This window comes from Micromonospora humidisoli (assembly GCF_016900955.1).
In the GTDB taxonomy this organism is placed as follows: Bacteria; Actinomycetota; Actinomycetes; order Mycobacteriales; family Micromonosporaceae; genus Micromonospora; species Micromonospora wenchangensis.
In genome coordinates this window covers 760,353-777,906 of the sequence record NZ_JAFEUO010000003.1, presented here as the reverse complement: position 1 = coordinate 777,906, position 17,554 = coordinate 760,353, and the positions used below count along the sequence as shown (strand labels likewise).

Annotated in this window: 17 protein-coding genes and 1 pseudogene; 7 read left to right on the top strand and 11 right to left on the bottom strand. The window is 73.3% G+C overall.

What is annotated here, in order from left to right:
- The first annotated feature begins 18 nt into the window (after positions 1–18).
- The 3 genes and pseudogenes from JQN84_RS14430 (at position 19) to JQN84_RS14420 (ending at position 1,657) form a co-directional block, all read left to right on the top strand.
- Entirely contained in the window at positions 19–369 is a 351-nt protein-coding gene (locus JQN84_RS14430) for a YkvA family protein (protein WP_204958842.1), read from the top strand.
- 46 nt (positions 370–415) lie between these two features.
- A pseudogene (locus JQN84_RS14425) lies at positions 416–823 on the top strand (TIGR03618 family F420-dependent PPOX class oxidoreductase); the annotation flags it as partial.
- Between the two features lie 231 nt (positions 824–1,054).
- Entirely contained in the window at positions 1,055–1,657 is a 603-nt protein-coding gene (locus JQN84_RS14420; RefSeq protein WP_204958840.1) for a hemerythrin domain-containing protein, read from the top strand.
- 44 nt (positions 1,658–1,701) lie between these two features.
- Here JQN84_RS14420 and JQN84_RS14415 read toward each other — a convergent pair whose 3' ends face one another.
- Both JQN84_RS14415 and JQN84_RS14410 read right to left on the bottom strand, forming a co-directional pair.
- Complete coding sequence (locus tag JQN84_RS14415) at positions 1,702–1,932, bottom strand: ferredoxin (protein ID WP_204958839.1); 231 nt, start codon at positions 1,930–1,932, stop codon at positions 1,702–1,704.
- Positions 1,933–1,953: 21 nt separating this feature from the next.
- The gene (locus tag JQN84_RS14410; protein WP_281900953.1) at positions 1,954–3,162 is read right to left on the bottom strand and encodes a cytochrome P450; all 1,209 of its coding nucleotides are present in this window, start codon (positions 3,160–3,162) and stop codon (positions 1,954–1,956) included.
- 329 nt (positions 3,163–3,491) lie between these two features.
- Here JQN84_RS14410 and JQN84_RS14405 point away from each other — a divergent pair, with 329 nt between their 5' ends.
- Positions 3,492–4,658, top strand: a complete 1,167-nt coding sequence (locus JQN84_RS14405; RefSeq protein WP_281900955.1) for an AI-2E family transporter — start codon at positions 3,492–3,494, stop codon at positions 4,656–4,658.
- A gap of 109 nt (positions 4,659–4,767) precedes the next feature.
- Here JQN84_RS14405 and JQN84_RS14400 read toward each other — a convergent pair whose 3' ends face one another.
- Entirely contained in the window at positions 4,768–5,424 is a 657-nt protein-coding gene (locus JQN84_RS14400; protein ID WP_204958837.1) for a dienelactone hydrolase family protein, read from the bottom strand.
- Positions 5,425–5,549: 125 nt separating this feature from the next.
- Here JQN84_RS14400 and JQN84_RS14395 point away from each other — a divergent pair, with 125 nt between their 5' ends.
- The 3 genes from JQN84_RS14395 to JQN84_RS14385 all read left to right on the top strand — a co-directional run bounded on the left by JQN84_RS14395 (position 5,550) and on the right by JQN84_RS14385 (position 6,535).
- Positions 5,550–5,942 (top strand): MerR family transcriptional regulator, encoded by a 393-nt coding sequence (locus JQN84_RS14395; RefSeq protein ID WP_204958836.1) that lies wholly within the window; start codon positions 5,550–5,552, stop codon positions 5,940–5,942.
- Positions 5,912–6,259 carry a thioredoxin family protein gene (locus tag JQN84_RS14390; protein ID WP_281900958.1) on the top strand — a complete coding sequence of 116 codons (348 nt, stop codon included), beginning with the start codon at positions 5,912–5,914 and terminating at the stop codon, positions 6,257–6,259. Before JQN84_RS14395 ends, JQN84_RS14390 begins: the two co-directional genes overlap by 31 nt.
- Before the next feature lie 96 nt (positions 6,260–6,355).
- Positions 6,356–6,535, top strand: a complete 180-nt coding sequence (locus JQN84_RS14385; RefSeq protein ID WP_204958835.1) for a hypothetical protein — start codon at positions 6,356–6,358, stop codon at positions 6,533–6,535.
- A 56-nt stretch (positions 6,536–6,591) separates the two neighbouring features.
- Here the strand turns inward: JQN84_RS14385 and JQN84_RS14380 are convergent, their stop codons facing one another.
- The 8 genes from JQN84_RS14380 to JQN84_RS14345 form a co-directional block, all read right to left on the bottom strand.
- Entirely contained in the window at positions 6,592–8,964 is a 2,373-nt protein-coding gene (locus JQN84_RS14380) for a glycoside hydrolase family 65 protein (RefSeq protein WP_204958834.1), read from the bottom strand.
- Entirely contained in the window at positions 8,961–9,710 is a 750-nt protein-coding gene (locus JQN84_RS14375; RefSeq protein ID WP_204958833.1) for a beta-phosphoglucomutase family hydrolase, read from the bottom strand. Before JQN84_RS14375 ends, JQN84_RS14380 begins: the two co-directional genes overlap by 4 nt.
- Before the next feature lie 48 nt (positions 9,711–9,758).
- Complete coding sequence (locus JQN84_RS14370) at positions 9,759–10,226, bottom strand: DUF4442 domain-containing protein (protein ID WP_204958832.1); 468 nt, start codon at positions 10,224–10,226, stop codon at positions 9,759–9,761.
- Between the two features lie 142 nt (positions 10,227–10,368).
- A complete protein-coding gene (locus JQN84_RS14365) occupies positions 10,369–11,673 on the bottom strand; it encodes an ABC transporter ATP-binding protein (protein ID WP_204958831.1) in 1,305 nt (434 codons plus the stop codon).
- Positions 11,674–11,807: 134 nt separating this feature from the next.
- Positions 11,808–13,982 (bottom strand): bifunctional glycosyltransferase/CDP-glycerol:glycerophosphate glycerophosphotransferase, encoded by a 2,175-nt coding sequence (locus tag JQN84_RS14360; protein WP_204958830.1) that lies wholly within the window; start codon positions 13,980–13,982, stop codon positions 11,808–11,810.
- A gap of 17 nt (positions 13,983–13,999) precedes the next feature.
- Complete coding sequence (locus JQN84_RS14355; RefSeq protein ID WP_204958829.1) at positions 14,000–15,964, bottom strand: DUF5941 domain-containing protein; 1,965 nt, start codon at positions 15,962–15,964, stop codon at positions 14,000–14,002.
- The gene (locus JQN84_RS14350; RefSeq protein WP_204958828.1) at positions 15,961–16,701 is read right to left on the bottom strand and encodes an ABC transporter ATP-binding protein; all 741 of its coding nucleotides are present in this window, start codon (positions 16,699–16,701) and stop codon (positions 15,961–15,963) included. Before JQN84_RS14350 ends, JQN84_RS14355 begins: the two co-directional genes overlap by 4 nt.
- A complete protein-coding gene (locus tag JQN84_RS14345) occupies positions 16,702–17,529 on the bottom strand; it encodes an ABC transporter permease (protein ID WP_204958827.1) in 828 nt (275 codons plus the stop codon).
- Between the last annotated feature and the right edge of the window lie 25 nt (positions 17,530–17,554).

The window sequence follows — 17,554 nt, the reverse complement described above, 5'->3', positions numbered from 1 at the left end:
TGCACTAGCGTTGCGGGCATGTCCCGTCAGATGTGGGCGCTCGTCGTCGTCGGTGCGATCCTGGCCCTGGCCACGCTGGTCGGCGCGGTCCTGCTGGCGGTGCGGGTGGTCCGCACCCGCCGGCTGCTCGGCACGCTCGGCGTGAGCGGCAAGGTGGCGTTCTACGGCGCGCTGATCTACACGATCTCGCCGGTCGACCTCCTGCCCGACCCGATCTACCTGGACGACATGGGCGTGCTGGCCGGGGCGCTGATCTACCTGACCCGCCTGGTCCAGCGCCGCCGGGCCGCCGGTCGCAGCCTGCCCGGCCAACCCGGTCGGACGGGTGTCCCGCCCGGCCCGGGCCAGTCCCGCCAGATCGTGTCATGATCGGGGCCGGGTCGGGGCCACGCCGGCCCCGGGACGGGGGACGGACATGGCCGGCAGGCATCGGTTGGACCCGTACGACGAGCGGGTCCTCACGTTCTGCCGCGAGCGGCACCTGGCCACGCTGACCACCCTGCGGCCCGACGGCACGCCGCACGTCGTACCGGTCGGGTTGACCTACGATCCGGCGGCCGGGCTGGCCCGGGTGATCACGTCCGCCGGTTCGGCGAAGTCCCGGTACGTCGCCGCCGCCGGTGCGGCGGGGGTGCCGGTGGCCGCGTGCCACCTCGACGGCCGCTGGTGGCTGACCGTCGAGGGCCGGGCGGTGCTGCGGACCGACGCCGCCGCGGTGGCCGACGCCGAGCGCCGGTACGCCGAGCGCTACCGGCCGCCGCGCCCGAACCCGGAACGGGTGGTCATCGAGATCGGGGTGACCCGCCTGCTCGGCTCCCTCCCGCCGCTCGCGTCCGCACAGGACAGGCCGGTAGGACAGGCCGACGCGGCAGGACCGGCCGACAGGACAGGACCGGCCGGCGGGGCGGGTCGCTGACTGCCGCCCGCTGACGGGCGTGCCGTCCGGCGGGGTCGACAGGTGGTGGCCCATCGACGGTGATGGGTTCGGGTGACCGGCGGTGGGTACAGGCCCCGCCAGGAGCCGATCCGTCCGCAACCGGTAAGGGGCACCGAGATGAGCGATCCACAGGCCACCACGGGCCGGGACGTGGTGGACGTCCTGACCGCCGACCACCACGAGATCGAGGCGATCTTCGTGGAGCTGGAGAACCCGCAGGGCACCGCCGGGCACCGCCGCCGGCTGGCCGACGTGCTGATCGCCGAACTGGTCCGGCACGCGGTAGCCGAGGAGATGTACGTCTACCCGACCGCCCGCCGGGCCCTGCCCGACGGTGACCAGCTCGCCGAACACGAGATCGCCGAACACGCCGCCGCCGAGCGCACGTTGAAGGAACTGGAGCCGCTGGACCCGTCCGACGCCCGCTTCGAGCCGTTGATCAGCCACCTGACGAAGAGCATCAGGCAGCACGTACGGGAGGAGGAGTCGGAGCTGTTCCCCAGGCTGCGGGCGGCGGTCGCCCACGAGGAGCTGGTGGAGCTGGCCGACCGGGTACGGGCGGCGAAGGGGCACCTGCCGACCCGCCCGCACCCCGGCACACCGGACCACCCACCGGCGAACCGGCTGCTCAACCCTGGTGCCGGGCTGGTCGACCGGATCAGGGACACGCTGAGCGGGCGGCCGACCACCCGGGCAGAGCTGCACGACGGGCAGGACTGACCGTCGACGGTGGTCACCTCGCCGGAGGTGACCACCGCGTCCGGTCACGACTCCGGGGCGACCCGGCTGCCGTCCGCCGCGTCGGACACCACGATCGCCTCCATCGGGCAGGACTCAGCGGCGTCCAGCACCGCGTCCGCCGGATCGATCCGTTCGGCCACCGGCCGGGACAACCCGTCCACCAGGACGAAGTGCGCCGGAGCGTAGCTCGCGCAGATCCCCGCCCCGATGCACCGGGTCGGGTCCACGTGCACCCGCCAGCCGCTGTCCCCCATCTGCCCCACCCTTCCTTTCGTTTACCAGCTCACGGGCAATGCCGTCAGGCCCCGGACCAGCAGGCCGCTCTTCCAGGTCAGCGCCGCCGGGGGCACCGCCAGCCGCAGGCCCGGGGTACGGGTCAGCAGCGTCTCCAGGACCACCTGGAGTTCCATCCGGGCCAGTTGGGCCCCGATGCAGTGGTGCGGACCGTGCCCGAAGGCGAGGTGCGGGTTCGTCTCCCGGTCGAGGTCGAGCCGGTCGGCGTCGGGAAAGACGGTCTCGTCCCGGTTGGCCGAGGGGATGGAGACCAGCACCGGCTCACCGGCGCGGACCAGCACCCCGCCGAGCTCGACGTCCTCCAGGGCGTACCTGGCGAACGCGGAGGTGGCACCGAGCGGGATGAACCGCAGCAGTTCCTCCACGGCGGACGGCACCAGGGACGGCTCGTCGAGCAGCCGCTGCCAGACGTCGGGCTCGGTGAGCAGGACGTAGACCAGGTTGGGGATCTGGTTCACGGTGGTTTCGTGACCGGCGGCCAGCAGACCCGCGGCCAGCCGCACCATCTCGTCCTCGGTGAGCCGGTCGGCGTTCTCGTCGCGGGCCCGAACCATCGCCCCGATCAGGTCGTCGGTGGGGGTCACCCGCCGCTTCGCGATCAGCCCCGCCATGTACGACAGCAGTCGGTCCAGGTAGCTCTCGGCCACCTCCGGCCGCAGCGAGGTGGTCGACACGATCGCCTCGGACCAGGTGTGGAACCGGTCCTGGTCGGCGACCGGCACCCCGAGCAGGTCGCAGATGACCCGGATCGGCAGCGGGGTGGCGACGTGGGCGACCAGGTCGGCCGGGGAGCCGGCGGCGGTCATGCCGGCGACGAGTTCGTCGGTCAGTTCCCGGGTACGCGGGCGCAGTTCCTCGACCCGCCGGGCGGTGAACGCCTTGGCCGCCAGCCGCCGCAGCCGGCTGTGCTCGGGCGGGTCCATCCCGAGGATGCCTGATTCCCGCTGGTAGGGGACGCTGCGGGGCTCGTCGCGCCCGACGGCGGCGGCCCGGCTGAACCGGGGATCACCCAGCACGGTCCGCACGTCCGCGTGCCGGGTGGCCAGCCAGGCCGGTTCCCCGAACGGGAGTCGCACCCGGATCAGCGGTTCGTCGCGGCGCAGTTCGGCGTAGCGGGGGTCGACGTCGAGCCGGTGCGGATCGCTGAACGGATACGGCCTGGCCTTCGTGGCGTGCGTTGTCTCGGTCACCGGGGATGCTCCCTCTCGTCGACGGCCCGCGGGCTCGCGCGCCGACCCACTCCACACGACTCCACGGTGAGTCATGCCCCGAATGCGGATAGTAGCGAGAGTCCTCGATGGTTACCAGAGGTGATCAGCCTTTGACATGACACTGCCGGACCACCGCGGCACCACACGGCACGGCAGCAGTGGGCGGGCCGGGGCGTCGTCGCACCGGCGGCACCGTCCGGGAACGACCGTCCTGAACGGAACCCGGTGGCCGGGACGGCGTTGAGCCACCGGGTGTCGCGGTCGACCCGGACGGGTATCGACCCCGCCGAGACCGAGGAGGAACCGACGTGGCCGAGGACGGTGCCGGGCGTACGCCCGAGGTGACGGCTGCGGGTGCCCGCCCCAGCCCGCGGCAGGCCTGGGGGGCGTTGCCCTGGCTGGTCCGCACGGCTGTGGTGTGGAGCGCCTGCCTGGTGGTCGTGGTGTTCGGCTGCTACCTGCTGGGCCAGGTGGCGGTGCTGCTCGCGCCGCTGGCGATCGCGGTGGCGGTCACCCTATTCCTCACCGCACTGCTCGACCCGGTGCTGCTGATCCTGCGCCGGCTGCGGGTGCCGGCCGCGCTCGCCGCGTTGCTGAGCGTCCTGCTGCTGCTCGGGGTGCTGGTCGGGGTGGGGGTGCTGGTGTGGAACCTGACGGCCGCCCAGTTCGGTGAGCTGAGCCAGCAGCTCGACGAGGGCCTGCAACGCTCCCGCGACTTCGTCACCGAGACGCTGCCGGTCAGCGATGCCCAACTCGACAAGCTGATCGGACAGGTCCGCGACGGGCTGGGCGGCAGCACCCCCGACCCGGTCGGCGGGGCCCGTACGGCGGCCGAGGCCCTCGGCTCCGCCCTGCTCGCCCTGGTGCTGCTGTTCTTCCTGCTCAAGGACGGCCGGTCGATGTGGCACTGGGTGCTGCGCCGGATGACCGGGCCGAACCGGACGGTGGCCGCCGAGGCGGGCCGGGTCGGCTGGCGCACCCTCGGCTCGTACAGCCGGGGCACGATGATCATCGCGGCCATCGACGCGATCGGGATCGGGCTGGCGCTGGTGGTGCTGGGGGTGCCGTTGGCACTGCCGCTGGCCCTGATCACCTTCCTCGGCGGGTTCGTGCCGATCATCGGGGCGACGGTGGCCGGCGCGGTCGCCGTCCTGGTGGCGTTGGCCGCGAACGGGCCGACCACGGCGCTGCTGGTGCTGGCGGCGGTGATCGCCGTCCAGCAGGTCGAGGGCAACCTGCTGGAGCCGTTGATCATGAAGCGGCAGGTGCAGTTGCACCCGGCGGTGATCCTGGTGGTGGTCACGGCGGGCACGCTGATCGCCGGCATCGCCGGCGCCTTCGTCTCGGTGCCGATCGCGGCGGTCGCCTACCGGGTGGTCGACACCGTCCAACGGCACCGGGAGCAGGTCGCCCCGACCCCGCCGGCCGACCGCCCGCACCACCGCCGCGACGAACCCCCCGCCGCCCCAGCCTGAGGCCCGCCCCGCCCGTCCGCCGAGACCGTCGCAAGGGGGGCGATGTTGCGGGGTCTGAGCGCTCGGATCCGCAACATCCCATCCCTTGCGCGTCGCCCTGCCGACCCGGTCAGGCCGGGACGGGGAGGTGCCGGGTGAACCAGTCGGCGGCGGCGTCGGCCACCTGGTCGAGCGTGCCGGGCTCCTCGAACAGGTGACCCGCACCGGGCACCACACGCACCTCGTGCGGGGCGGCGAGCACCGCGGCGGCCTGCTCGTTCACCGTGATCACCTGATCGTCGAGGCCACCGACCAGCAGCAGCGTCGCCGCGCGTACCCCGGACAGGGCGGGGCCGGCCAGATCCGGCCGGCCGCCCCGGGACACCACGGCGGCGACCCGCTGCGGGCGGGCCGCGGCGGCCACCAGGGCGGCGGCGGCCCCGGTGCTCGCCCCGAACAGGCCGACCGGCAGCCGGCCCAGCGTGGGTTCGGCGGCGAGCCAGTCGAGGGTGCCGGTGAGCCGGTCGGCCAGCAGGTCGATGTCGAAGCGCCACTGCGCGGTCCGGGCGTCGACCGCGTCCTCCTCGGCGGTGAGCAGGTCCACCAGCACGGTCACCAGCCGGCGACGCTGGAGCACCCGGGCCACCGCCACGTTGCGCGGGCTGTGCCGGGAACTGCCGCTGCCGTGGGCGAAGAGCACCACCCCCGTCGCGTCGTCCGGCCCGTCGACGTCCGCCGGCAGCCTGACCTCCCCCAGCGCCACCGTGGCCTCGGCACGTACCCCCATGGTGGTTGCCCCTTCCCACTCGCCGGCCGGTGGCGGTTACCCGCCCGGGGGCCGCTCTCACCCGTTGCCTTGACACCGGCGGCAAGGTCTAGCGTGACGCCGGGAACTGCGGCGAGGAGGTCGGGATGCTGATCGGCGAGCTGGCGCAACGGGCCGGCACGAGCACCCGCACGCTGCGGTACTACGAGACGCACGGGTTGGTCCGGCCGCGCCGCTCGGCCAACGGCTACCGGGTGTACGACGAGGCCGAACTGCGGGTGGTGCACGAGATCCGGGCGCTGCTGGCGGTCGGTTTCGGCCTCGACGACATCCGACCCTTCGTGGCCTGCCTGCGGGCCGGCCACGCCTCCGGGGACGTCTGCCCCGACTCGGTGGCGGTGCTGCGCCGCAAGCTGGCCGAGGTGGACGCCTACCTCGACCGGCTCGGCGCGGTCCGCAGCCAGCTGCACGACCAGCTCACCCAGGCCATTGCACAACGGGAGGAAACATGCCTCAGGACACGGCAGCGCACCGGTTGACCGCCGTCACCGACGCCACCTTCGCCGACACGGTGCTGGCCGCCGACCGACCGGTGGTGGTCGACTTCTGGGCCGACTGGTGCCCGCCCTGCGTGGGCACCTCACGGCACCTCGCCGAGCTGGCCGAGGAGTTCGGCGACCGGCTGCGGGTGGTCACCCTGGACACCGACGCGAACCCCGAAACCACCAGGGCGTACGGGGTGATGTCGCTGCCCACCATGCTGGTCCTCGTCGGCGGGCAGGTGGCCGGCTCGATCGTCGGCGCCCGCCCCAAGAACCACCTGCGCCTCGCCTTCGCCCGCCACCTCGACACCTGACCGGCCCGCCCCCGGCGGCGGTTTGCGGGGGTTTCCGGCGGGAAGACGCGCGGCACACCGGCGCAGCCGCGCCCCGCACGGATCACGAGGTTCGCCATGGCCAAGCGGAAGGCACGTCAGCAGACCCGGACCATCGAACAGGACCGCCCCGAACCGGACGCCGGGCACGAGCCCGACTGGGCGGACGAGGCGGCGCAGGCGCGTACCCCGGAGGACCCGCGGGCGGTGGCCCCGCGCGACGCCGGTGGCCGGCCCTCCGACGGCCCCCAGTTCTGACCCCTGCCGGTCAGCTACGGGCGCAGGGTCGCCGTCGCGACCGCGACGGCGACCCCTCAGCCGGGGGATTCGGGCAGGCGCAGCAGCGGGGCCCGGCCGGGCGGCTGCTCCGGCGCCGGGCCGCTCTCGTGGCGCTGCGGCACCGGCACGGTCACCGGGGCGGCGGAGGTCACCCGGACGGTCTCACCGTGGTGCCGCAGCTCCATCACCGTGTCCGGGCCGCCGTTGCGCAGCGAGTACGTCGTCTGGTGCGGCCGGACGTCCACCCGCAGCCGCATCCCCCGCCACTGCAACGAGAACTCCAACCGGCTCAACCGGCTGGACAGCCGGGGGGCGAACGACAGCTCGCCGTCGTGGTCGCGCAGCCCGCCGAACCCGGCCACCAGCGCGATCCAGGCCCCCGCCAGCGACGCCATGTGCACGCCGTCGCGGGTGTTCTCGTTGAGGTCGTGCAGATCCATCAGCGCGGCTTCCCGCAGGTAGCTGTGCGCCAGCTCGGGGTGGCCCACCTCGGCGGCGAGCACCGCCTGGGTGCACGCCGACAGGGACGAGTCCCGTACGGTACGCCGCTCGTAGTAGAGGAAGTTGCGCAGCTTCTGCGCCTCGGTGAACGCGTCGCCCCGCCAGTGCATGGCCAGCACCAGGTCGGCCTGCTTGACCACCTGCTTGCGGTACAGGTCGAAGTACGGGTAGTGCAGCAGCAGCGGGTATTTTTCGGGCGGGGTGTGCGCGAAGTCCCACTCCTGGAGCCGGGTGAACCCCTCCACCTGCTCGTGCACGTCGAGGTCCTCGTCGTACGGGATGTGCATGGCGGTGGCGGCGTCGCGCCACTCGGCCGCCTCCTCCTCGGAGACCCCGAGGTCGAGGGCCTCGTCGCGCAGGCGCATCGCGCAGTCGGCGGCGGTGAGCAGGTTCCGCTGCGCCATCAGGTTGGTGTAGATGTTGTCGTTCTTGACGGCGGTGTACTCGTCGGGGCCGGTCACCCCGTCGAGGTGGAACCGGCCGTACCGGTCGTGGTGGCCCAGGGAACGCCACAGCCGGGCCGTCTCCACCAGCAGTTCCAGGCCGATGTCCCGTTCCAGCTGCTCGTCGCCGGTGACCAGGACGTAGCGGCGCAGCGCGTCGGCGATGTCGGCGGCGATGTGGAACGCGGCGGTGCCGGCCGGCCAGTACGCCGACGACTCCGGCCCCTCGATGGTGCGCCACGGGAAAGCCGCGCCGGCCAGGTTCAACGTCCGGGCCCGTTCGCGGGCCTGCTCCAGGGTGGCGTGCCGCCAGTACAGGGCGTCACGGACCGCGCCCGGCTGGGTGTACGTCAACACCGGCAGCACGAACATCTCGGTGTCCCAGAACGCGTGTCCGTCGTAGCCGGGACCGGTCAGTCCCTTGGCGGAGATCGGCCGCCGTTCGGCCCGCGCCCCGGCCTGGAGCACGTGGAACAGTCCGAACCTGACGGCCTGCTGCACCTCCGGGTCGCCCTCGACCCGGACGTCGGCGGCGTCCCAGAATCCGTCGAGGTAGCTGCGCTGCTCCCGGTGCAGCCCGTCCCAGCCGGCCAGCCGGGCGGCGGCCAGCGCCGCGCCGACCTGGTCGCGCAGCGCCGGCAGGGAACGCCGGCTGGACCAGCCATACGACAGGTACTTGACCACGCGGAGCGTCTCGCCGGGCTGGAGCACGCAGCCGATGGTGGTCCGGACCCAGTCCTCGTACCCCTCGGACTCCAGGGTGGTCTTGCCCGGGGCCTCCACGTCGTGGCCCATCCCGGCGGCCACCCGCAGCCCGCTGACCTTGGTGCGGTGGATGAGCAGGCCGCCGTCGCCCGTGGTCAGCTCCTCCTCGGCCTGCAACGGCGACTCCAGCACGGCGGCGACCCGGGGGTCGCGGCTCTGTGCCGGCAGGTTCTCGTTGGCGACCAGCTCGGACTGGAGGATCAGCCGCAGCGGGCCGCTGACCGCCTCCACCTCGTAGTGGATCGCGGCGACCGACCGCTGGGTGAAGGAGACCAGCCGGGTGCTGCGGACCTTCACCTCCCGGCCGGCGGGTGAGCGCCAGTGCATCTCCCGCTGCAGGGTGCCGGCCCGCAGGTCGAGGACCCGTTCGTGGCTGAGCAGCTCGCCGTAGCGCAGGTCGAGCGGTTCGTCGTCGACGAGCAGCCGGATCAGCTTGCCGTTGGTGACGTTGACGATGGTCTGCCCCGACTCGGGGAAGCCGAACCCGGCCTCCGCGTACGGCAGCGGACGCAGCTCGTAGAACGAGTTGAGGTAGGTGCCGGGCAGGCCGTGCGGTTCGCCCTCGTCGAGGTTGCCGCGCAGCCCGATGTGACCGTTGGACAGTGCGAACACCGACTCGGACTGGGCCAGCACGTCCATGTCGAGGCGGGTCTCCCGGATGTGCCACGGCTCGACCGGGTAGGCGCGTTCCCGGATCATGCGGTGGGCCCGCCCAGCAGCTCGGCGAGGTCGGTGACCACCACGTCGGCCCCGTGGGCGCGCAGCTCGTCGGCCTGGCCGACCCGGTCCACGCCGATCACGTGGCCGAAGCCGCCGGCCCGGCCGGCGGCCACCCCGGCCAGCGCGTCCTCGAACACGGCGGCCTCGGCGGGGGCCACCCCGAGCAGCTCGGCGGCGGCGAGGAAGGTGTCCGGGTGCGGTTTGCCGCGCAGCCCCTCGGCGCGGGCGACCAGCCCGTCGACCCGTACCTCCAGCAGCGGTTCCAGGCCGGCGGCGGCGACCACGTCGCGGCAGTTGGCGCTGGCCGAGACCACCGCGCGGCGCAGCCCGGCCTGCTCGGCCGCCTTCAGGTAGGCCACCGACCCGGGGTACGCCTGCACGCCGTCGTGGTGGATCCGGTCCAGCAGGACGACGTTCTTGCGGTTGCCGACCCCGTTCACGGTCTCCGCGTCGGGCGGGTCGTCGGGGCTGCCCTCGGGCAGGGTGATGCCCCGGGAGGCGAGGAAGGACCGCACCCCGTCGGCGCGCGGCCTCCCGTCGACGTAACGGTGGTAGTCCGGGCCGGGGTCGAACGGCCGGAACGGTTCGCCGTCGGCCTCGGCGTGCCGGCGCAACAGCTCGTCGAAGGTTTGTTTCCAGGCGGCGTTGTGCACCGTGGCGGTCGGCGTCAGCACGCCGTCGAGGTCGAAGAGGCAGGCGGTCACATGAGCAGGTAGGCCCAGCACGCTACGAATCTATCCAGCACCCCCACCGGGCAAACCCCGCCACGCGGGTCAGCGGTTCGGGCGCAGCGTCCACTGGACGGTCATGGTGGCGGTGACGGTGCCGTCGGGGGTGCCGATCTCCACCGCGACCGGGAACTCCGGGCGCTGCCCGGCGTCCAGTTCGGCGAGCACCTCGGCCGGGGGACGACCGAGCCGCGCGGTGGCCCGCACCTCCCCCATCGCCACCCGCCGGTACGCGATGTCGGCCCGTACGGCCAGCGGCGTGGCCCGGTCGAGCATCTGCCCGAACGCCGCCATCACCACCGCGCCGGAGGCGGTCTCGCCGAGGGTGAACAGGGCGCCGGCGTGCGGACCGCCGACGTGGTTGTGGGTGGCCGGCGAGTCGGGCAGCCGGACGACGGCCCGGACCCCACCCTCGGCCTCGGGCGCGACCTCGACGAACTCGAAGCCGAGCGTGCGGGCGAACGGGACGGCCCGGAGCACCCCGGCCGCCACCTCGCGGGAGTCAACGGTCATGACCCTGACGTTACCCGCGGGTAAATACCCCGCCAATACCGTGCGCGATTGTCGCCGACATTGCGTCAGGTGGACCTGCGGACACCGCCGTTCCAGCGGACCCGGCTGCATGGCGCGACCACACCGTGCCCGCGGCGGACCGTCAGCGCCAGCCGACGTCGATGCGGTCGCCGCGCTCGTCGAAGAAGTGCAGGGCGTCCATCCGGACCGCGACCGCCATCGGGTGTCCCGCCGCGATCGCCGGGTACGGGGCCAGCCGGACCGCCAGTTCGGCCGGGCGGCGGTGGTGGCGGCCGGGGTCGTTCAACACGCTGGTGCGGTTGCCGCCGGGCGTCCGGTCGACCTCCTCCGGGTCGGTGGCCCGCCCGGTGAGCCGGGACATGACCTGGCCGAACCGTCGCAGCCCGCGCTGGCCGGGGGCGGCGTCGTCGGCGGGGGCGCTCATCTCGTCGACCATGATGGCGGTGGCGCCGATGTCGAGGAAGGCCAGCGACTCGTGCCCGTGGTGCTCCAGGTAACGCACCCGGCCCTGGAGCACGTCGCCAGGGGTGTCCGGGGCGACCGGGGTGAGCGCCTCGGCCCGCATCCCGACCACGATCCGTTCGCCGTGGTAGTGCGCCACCGCCCGGCTGCGGATGTCGTCCCACGGCAGGTAGAGCGCCTGGTCGCCGAGGGTGAGCGTGACATACCGGTCGAGGTGGACGTAGACCGACGCCTCCAGCAGGTTCATCCGGGGGCTGCCGAGGAACGCCGCGACGTAGAGGGTCGCCGGCCGGCCGTACACCTGGGTGGGGGTGCCGACGTCCTGGAGCACGCCCTTGCGCATGATGGCCACCCGGTCGGCCATGGTCAGCGCCTCGGCCTGGTCGTGGGTGACGTAGATGGTGGTGACGCCCAGCTCGCGGGTCAGCGCGGAGATCTCGGCGCGCAGCTCGGCCCGCAGGCCGCTGTCCAGATTGGACAGCGGCTCGTCCATCAGGAACAACCCCGGCCGGCGGACGATCGCCCGGCCCATCGCGACCCGCTGCCGCTGGCCGCCGGAGAGCTGGCTCGGTTTGCGGCCGAGCACGTCGCCGATGCCGAGCGCGCTCGCCACGTCCTGCACCCGCTCGCCCCGGGGCACCGGCTCGACCCCGGACAGCTTCAGCGGGAAGCCGATGTTGTCGCCGACGGACATGTGCGGATAGAGCGCGAAGTCCTGGAAGACCATGGCGATCTTCCGGTCACGCGGCGGCAGGTCGTTGGCGACCTCGCCGTCGAGCATCACCGCGCCGGTGGTCGGCTCGGCCAGGCCCGCGATCATCCGCAACACGGTCGACTTCCCGCAGCCGGACGGGCCCAGCAGCACCATGAACTCCCCGTCGACGACGTCGAGACTGACGTTGTCGACGGCGATCGTCCCGTCCGGGAATACCTTTGTGACGTCCTTCAGCGCGACGGTGGTCACCGTCTCCTCCCCCAGCTTGGCCGAACCCCGGGTTGACTGTGACGAGCATCATCGGGTTAGCACATCGGGTAAACGTGCCATGTTCGGCTGATGACAGCCCTATTACGGGCCAGTACGGCGATCCGCCCGGATCCTCACCCCGGTTCACCGAGGAACACCCGCCGGACCACCCGTTCCGCCGCGTGTCCGTCGTCCCAGCCGCAGAACCGTTCCCGGAACGCCCGACGGGCCCGCTCGGCCGGTGGAGCAGCCTCCGCGCCGGAGCGGAAGACCTCCCGCAACTGGTCGAAGGTCAGCGCGACCGCGCCCGGCGGCTCGGCGGTCACGTCGAAGTACACCCCCCGGGCCAGCCGGTAGGCGTCCCGGTCCGGCGCGTAGATCACGATCGGCCGGTCCAGCACCGCGTAGTCGAACATCGCCGACGAGTAGTCGGTGACCAGCACGTCGGCGGCCAGGTAGAGGTCCTCGACGGTGCCGACGTCACTGACGTCGACCACCCGCCCCCCGGCCCGCCGCCGGACCCGGCCCTCCCGGTCGTGGAAGTAGTGGCTGCGCACCAGCAACCGGCCGGCCGGCCCGAGCACCTCCAGCAGCCGGTACGGGTCGAACGGCGGCCGGTAGCCGGGCAGGTGCTCGCGGTGGGTCGGCGCGTAGAGCACCACCCGCTCGTCCGGGGCGATCCCGAGCCCGGCCCGGACCGCGCGCACCTCCTCGGCGGTGGCGGTGACCAGCCGGTCGTTGCGCGGGTAGCCCACCTCCAGCCGGACGTAGTCCGCCGGGTAGGCGCGGTCCCACATCTGGGTGGAGAACGCGTTGGAGGTGATGCTGTAGTCCCACCGGTCCACCCGCCGCAGCAGCCCGGCGAAGTCCATTCCGACCGCGCCGAGCGGGTACCGCTGCTGGTCCAGGCCCATCACCTTGACCGGGGTGCCGTGGTGGGTCTGCACGTGCACCTGGCCGGGACGCTTGCGCACGAAGTCCGGGAAGTTGACGTTGTTGACCAGCCAGCGGGCCCGCGCCAGCACCCGCTGGGCGTCGCGGGTGCCGGCCACGACGTACTCGGTGCCGGGCGGCAGGGTGTCGACCCGGTCCCGGCGCACGATCCACACCCCCCGTACCTGCGGGGCGAGCCGGCGGGCGGCGGCGTGCACCGCCGCCGGGTTGCAGGCGTAGCCCCGGTACCAGTAGGCGGCGTAGACGGCGAGCGTCGGGTCGATCGGCCGGCGCAGCTCGGCCCGGTAGTACTCGTGCAGCAGGGCGTCCCGGGTCAGCCGGGCGGTCCGCCGGGCCACCGGCCGGACCCGCCGGCCGGTCACCCGCGCGGTCTCCCGGGCCTGGTTGACGGCGCGCAACGCGCTGAAGATGTGCCACCGGCCGGCGGCGACCAGCCGGTGCTTGAGCCCGTCCCCGCCGTCCGGCACCGGGTAGCCGCCGGGCGGGCGGAAGCGCCGGTGGTCGGCGGTGATCCGCCGGAAGAACGCCTGCCGCAGCGCGGGGGCGATCCGGTCGCCGTTGCCGAGCACGGTGAGGTAGTGCCAGATCATCCGCTCGAACACCGCCGGCCGCAGGCCCGCCAGCTCGGGCCGGTCGTCGAGGAAGGCGAACACCCGCTGCCACTGGTCGAAGACCTCGAAGTGCCGGTCGTCGAGGGTCCGGGTGATCGCGCCCGCCCGCCGCTGCCGGTAGTGCACGCAGACCCGGTCGAGCACGCCGATCCGCCCGGCGGCCAGCAGCACCGGGTAGCTGAACGCGACGTCCTCGTACCAGCCGGGGGCGAAGCGCAGCCCGAGGCCGGTCAGGAACTCCCGGCGGACCAGCCGGTTCCAGGCGGTGTGCAGCAGGCGCAGCGCCTCGGGCCGCTCCGCCAGCCGGAACGTCGCCGCGCCCGGCGGATCGCCGAAGACCTCCGGCAGGGCGCTGCGGGTGGCGCTCTCGTCCCAGTGCACCCGGACGTGGTCGACCAGCAGCACGTCGGGGCGGGTGGCGGTGAGCCGGTCGGCGACCTCGGTCAGGCAGTCGGGGGCGAGCCGGTCGTCGCCGTCGAGGAACCAGACGTACTCGCCGGTGGCCCGGTCCAGCCCGGCGTTGCGGGCCGGACCGAGCCCGACGTTGCGCGGCAGGCGTACCGCGCGGACCCGGGGGTCACGGGCGGCGTACTCGTCGAGGATGTCGCCGCAGGCGTCCGGGGACCCGTCGTCGACCCCGATCACCTCGATGTCCCGGTACGGCTGCCCGAGCAGCGAGTCCAGGCACTCGCGCAGGTAGCCCTGCACCCGGAAGGCCGGTACGACGAAGCTGATCAGCGTCATCCGCCCCGCCCCCGTCGTCAGCCCGGCGAGGCACCCCGCACGGGTACGGCCGCCGCCCGGCCCGCGCGGGCCGGCAGGACCACCCAGGCCAGCACGACACTCGCCACGAAAACCACCAGAAGGTACGTACCGATTGTAGCCATGGCAGGGGCGGCAAATCCGGCGATCGCCGCCACCGCCAGCAGCGCCGAACGCCCCTCCCAGCCCAGCGTCCAGGCGTGCAACGGTGGCGCCGCCTGCCGCTTCTCCAACCGGGCGGTCAGGTCGTAGTGGTGCACGGTCAGCACGAAGACGTACCCGAAGACCAGCCAGGCCGGCACCCCGCCGATCACCCCGACCACGGCGGCGAACAGGTACTCCCCGGCCCGCAGCGCCGCCGGCACCAGCCAGTCCAGCGGCCCGTTGTGCGCCGCGCCCGCACCCAGCCCGGCGACCAGCAGCACCACCAACGCCACCGGCAGCCACCAGCGCAGCCCGCCCGGGTCGCCGGCACCGGCCACCCGCAGCAGCCCCAGCACCAGCAGCACCGCCGGCCCGAGCACCCCGAGCACCGCCAGGGTCAACGGGCCCATCGGCCGGACCACCGGCAGCCGGGCCGCCAGCGGCCCGTCGTCGCGGTGCAGCGTCGCGTCGACGGTGTCCAGCACCGGCACCCACATCCAACGCGCCCGCAGGGTCCGCAACGCGCCCGTGTAACCGAACGCCAGCACCCCCCACACCAGCACCGAGACCAGGCTGACCAGCGGCCCGAACAGCGCGGCGGTGACCGCGATCAACGCCCACCGCTCGCCGATCGGGAAGACCACCGTGCGCTTCAACCAGTACGACACCGAGCCGGTGTCCGCCTGCACCCGGGTCGAGGCGGCGTTCAGCTTCCCGCCGATCCCCCCGGCGGCCGGGCCGGCCGGGCGGGGACGCCGGGCCGCCTCGTCGTGCAGCACCCCGTACCAGGCGTCGGTCATGTGCCTGACGGTCTGCAGGGTCATCGCCGCGATGGCCAGCGCCCAGCCGTAGCGGAACCCGGCGTGCGTCGCGCCGTAGCCCAACCCGGCGTAGACCAGGTACTCCTTCGCCCGGTCGGCCATCGTGTCCAGCCAGCCGCCCCAGGCGCTGAAGTGCCTGGTGTAGCGGGCCAACTGCCCGTCCACGCAGTCCAGCACGAACCCCAGGTAGAGCAGGACCGCGCCGGCCACCAGGGCGGGCCGGCCACCGACGCCGAAGAGCACCGCCGCGACCACCGCGAACAGCACCGAGATCATGGTGACCCCGGTCGGCGTCAGGCCCAGCCGGGCACACGCCTTCGTCACGTACGGCGACCAGGTGCTGACGAAGTAGGTGGTGAAGAAGTCGTCGCGTTCCTTCACCGACAGCCGCAGCTGCGCCCGGTCCTCGTCCACCCCGGCCAGGGCCGTCTCGGCGGCGGCCAGCCCGACCGGATCGGCGACCCGGTGCGCCACCAGCAGGCGTACCCGGTGGGCGAAGGTCAGGGTGCCGAGGTCGGCCAGCGCGGCGAACAGCCGGTCCACGGCGACGCCTGACGCCGGGGCGACGGCCGCCGAGCGGGCGGCGGCGGCCAGCGCCGGCAGGTCGTCCGCGCCGACCCGCAGCGCGCCGCCGAAGACGCCGGTGGCGTCGGGCAGCTCCGGGCCGGCGTCGACCACCTGCCCGCGCTCCTCGCGCACCAGCGTCGCGCCGGCGGCCGGCGGGTCGGTGAGCACCAGGGCCACCGTCGGGCCGACCGGGCTGGTCGCCAGGTGCCGCAGTACGGCCGTGTGCGCGACCAGGTCGCCCCCGGTGACCAGGACCGGGCCGGTGACGGTGTCCACCAGGGCGGCAAGCGCCTGCAGGTCGGCGACGGTGTGCACCCGCTGTGCCCCGGCCCGGTGCAACTGCCCGGCGAGCCGGTCGGCAAGCGGTTCACCCGTGCCGGTGGGCAGGCCCGCGGCCGACGCACCGGCGGCGAGCACGATCGCCACGGTCATCGCGGCACCGCGGCGTGGTACGCGTCGAGCGCCTCGGCGACCGTCCCGTCCACGGTCAGCCGCCCGCCGTCGAGATAGAGCCCCCGACGGCAGAACCGGGTCAGGTCCTTCTCGTTGTGTGACACCAGCACCAAGGTGCGCCCCTCCGCGAGCAGTCGGTCGATCGTCGAGTAACACTTCTGGCGGAACTCCGCGTCGCCCACCGCGGTCACCTCGTCCATCAGCAGGATCGGGTGCGGCAGGTGCGAGATGATCGCGAACCCGAGCCGCACCTTCATCCCCGACGAGTAGTGCCGTACCGAGGTGTCGATGGCCCGTTCCACCTGCTCACCGGCGAACCCGACGATGTCGTCGAAGTGCCGCCGCAGGTAGCCGGTGGAGAGCCCGTGCAGCCCGCCGACCAGGTAGAGGTTCTCCCGGCCGGTCAGGTCGTTGGAGAAGCCGGCCGACAGTTCCAGCAGCGGCGCGACGTCACCGGAGACGGTGATCCGCCCCTCGTCGGGGATGAGCACCCCGGCGATCAGCCGCAGCAGGGTGCTCTTGCCGGTGCCGTTGCGCCCGATCACGCCCAGCGTGTCACCCGGCGCGACGGTGAACGAGACGTCCCGCAGCGGCCAGAACTGGCCGGAGGCGGCCCGGCCGCCCCGGTGGATGAACAGCTCCCGCAGCCGCAGCTGCCGACGCCGGTTGCGGACGAAGCGGATGCCGAGACCCTGCGCCTCGATGATCGGCGGCACCTACAGTTCCTTCAGCACGGCCGGTTCGAGCCGGCGGAACGCCCACCAGCCGGCCGCCAGCACCAGCAGGCTGCCGGCGATCGTGGTGGTCAGCAGCCGGGCGTCGGGGAACTCGTCCGGGTACCAGATGGCGTGCTGGAGCTGGAAGATGCCGACCAGCGGGTTCAGCTCGTACGCCACCTTCACCCAGCCCGGCATGCCCGACTCCCGGACCAGGCTGAGCGGGTAGATGATCGGGGTGGCGTAGAACAGCACCCGGATGACCAGCCGCATGAGCCGTTCCACGTCGCGCATCAGCACGTTCGCCGCGGACAGCAGCAGGGCCAGCCCGATCAGCAGGGTGCCCTGCACGGCGACGGCCAGCGGCAAACTCAGCAGCGACCAGCCCAGCTCGATCCGGCCGTTGGCGGCGTAGACGACGGCGACGGCCAGCAGGATCGGCAGGCCGGCGACGTACTCGGCGAACCGGCCGGTGACCCGGCCGATCGGGAAGACCTGCCGGGGCACGTTCATGGTGGTGATCAGGCGGGACTGCCCGGTCAGCGCGTTGGTCGCCTCGCTCAGCGCCGAGCTGGTCCACATCCAGGCGAAGATGCCGGTGACCAGGAACAGCGGGTACGACCCGGCGGCCTCGCCGAGGTGCCTGTTGGTCGGCCCGGAATAGAGCACCCCGAAGACGAAGAAGTAGATCGCGCCCATCCCCAGCGGCTCGATCAGCGACCAGAGGTAACCGAGCACGGATTGCTGGTACTTCACCGCGAGGTCGCGTCTGACCAGGATGCGCAGCGAGTTGCGGTGCGACCACAACGCCGTGACGCCTGCGGTCACCGTCGCCTCCCGCCTGACAACAACG

What these genes read in the sequence shown, in the direction of transcription:
- JQN84_RS14400 (WP_204958837.1), bottom strand. Translation starts at nt 5,424, where the DNA reads ATGGGGGTACGTGCCGAGGCCACGGTGGCGCTGGGGGAGGTCAGGCTG.
- JQN84_RS14430 (WP_204958842.1), top strand. Translation starts at nt 19, where the DNA reads ATGTCCCGTCAGATGTGGGCGCTCGTCGTCGTCGGTGCGATCCTGGCC.
- JQN84_RS14420 (WP_204958840.1), top strand. Translation starts at nt 1,055, where the DNA reads ATGAGCGATCCACAGGCCACCACGGGCCGGGACGTGGTGGACGTCCTG.
- JQN84_RS14390 (WP_281900958.1), top strand. Translation starts at nt 5,912, where the DNA reads ATGCCTCAGGACACGGCAGCGCACCGGTTGACCGCCGTCACCGACGCC.
- JQN84_RS14395 (WP_204958836.1), top strand. Translation starts at nt 5,550, where the DNA reads ATGCTGATCGGCGAGCTGGCGCAACGGGCCGGCACGAGCACCCGCACG.
- JQN84_RS14355 (WP_204958829.1), bottom strand. Translation starts at nt 15,964, where the DNA reads ATGACCGTGGCGATCGTGCTCGCCGCCGGTGCGTCGGCCGCGGGCCTG.
- JQN84_RS14360 (WP_204958830.1), bottom strand. Translation starts at nt 13,982, where the DNA reads ATGACGCTGATCAGCTTCGTCGTACCGGCCTTCCGGGTGCAGGGCTAC.
- JQN84_RS14415 (WP_204958839.1), bottom strand. Translation starts at nt 1,932, where the DNA reads ATGGGGGACAGCGGCTGGCGGGTGCACGTGGACCCGACCCGGTGCATC.
- JQN84_RS14380 (WP_204958834.1), bottom strand. Translation starts at nt 8,964, where the DNA reads ATGATCCGGGAACGCGCCTACCCGGTCGAGCCGTGGCACATCCGGGAG.
- JQN84_RS14385 (WP_204958835.1), top strand. Translation starts at nt 6,356, where the DNA reads ATGGCCAAGCGGAAGGCACGTCAGCAGACCCGGACCATCGAACAGGAC.
- JQN84_RS14370 (WP_204958832.1), bottom strand. Translation starts at nt 10,226, where the DNA reads ATGACCGTTGACTCCCGCGAGGTGGCGGCCGGGGTGCTCCGGGCCGTC.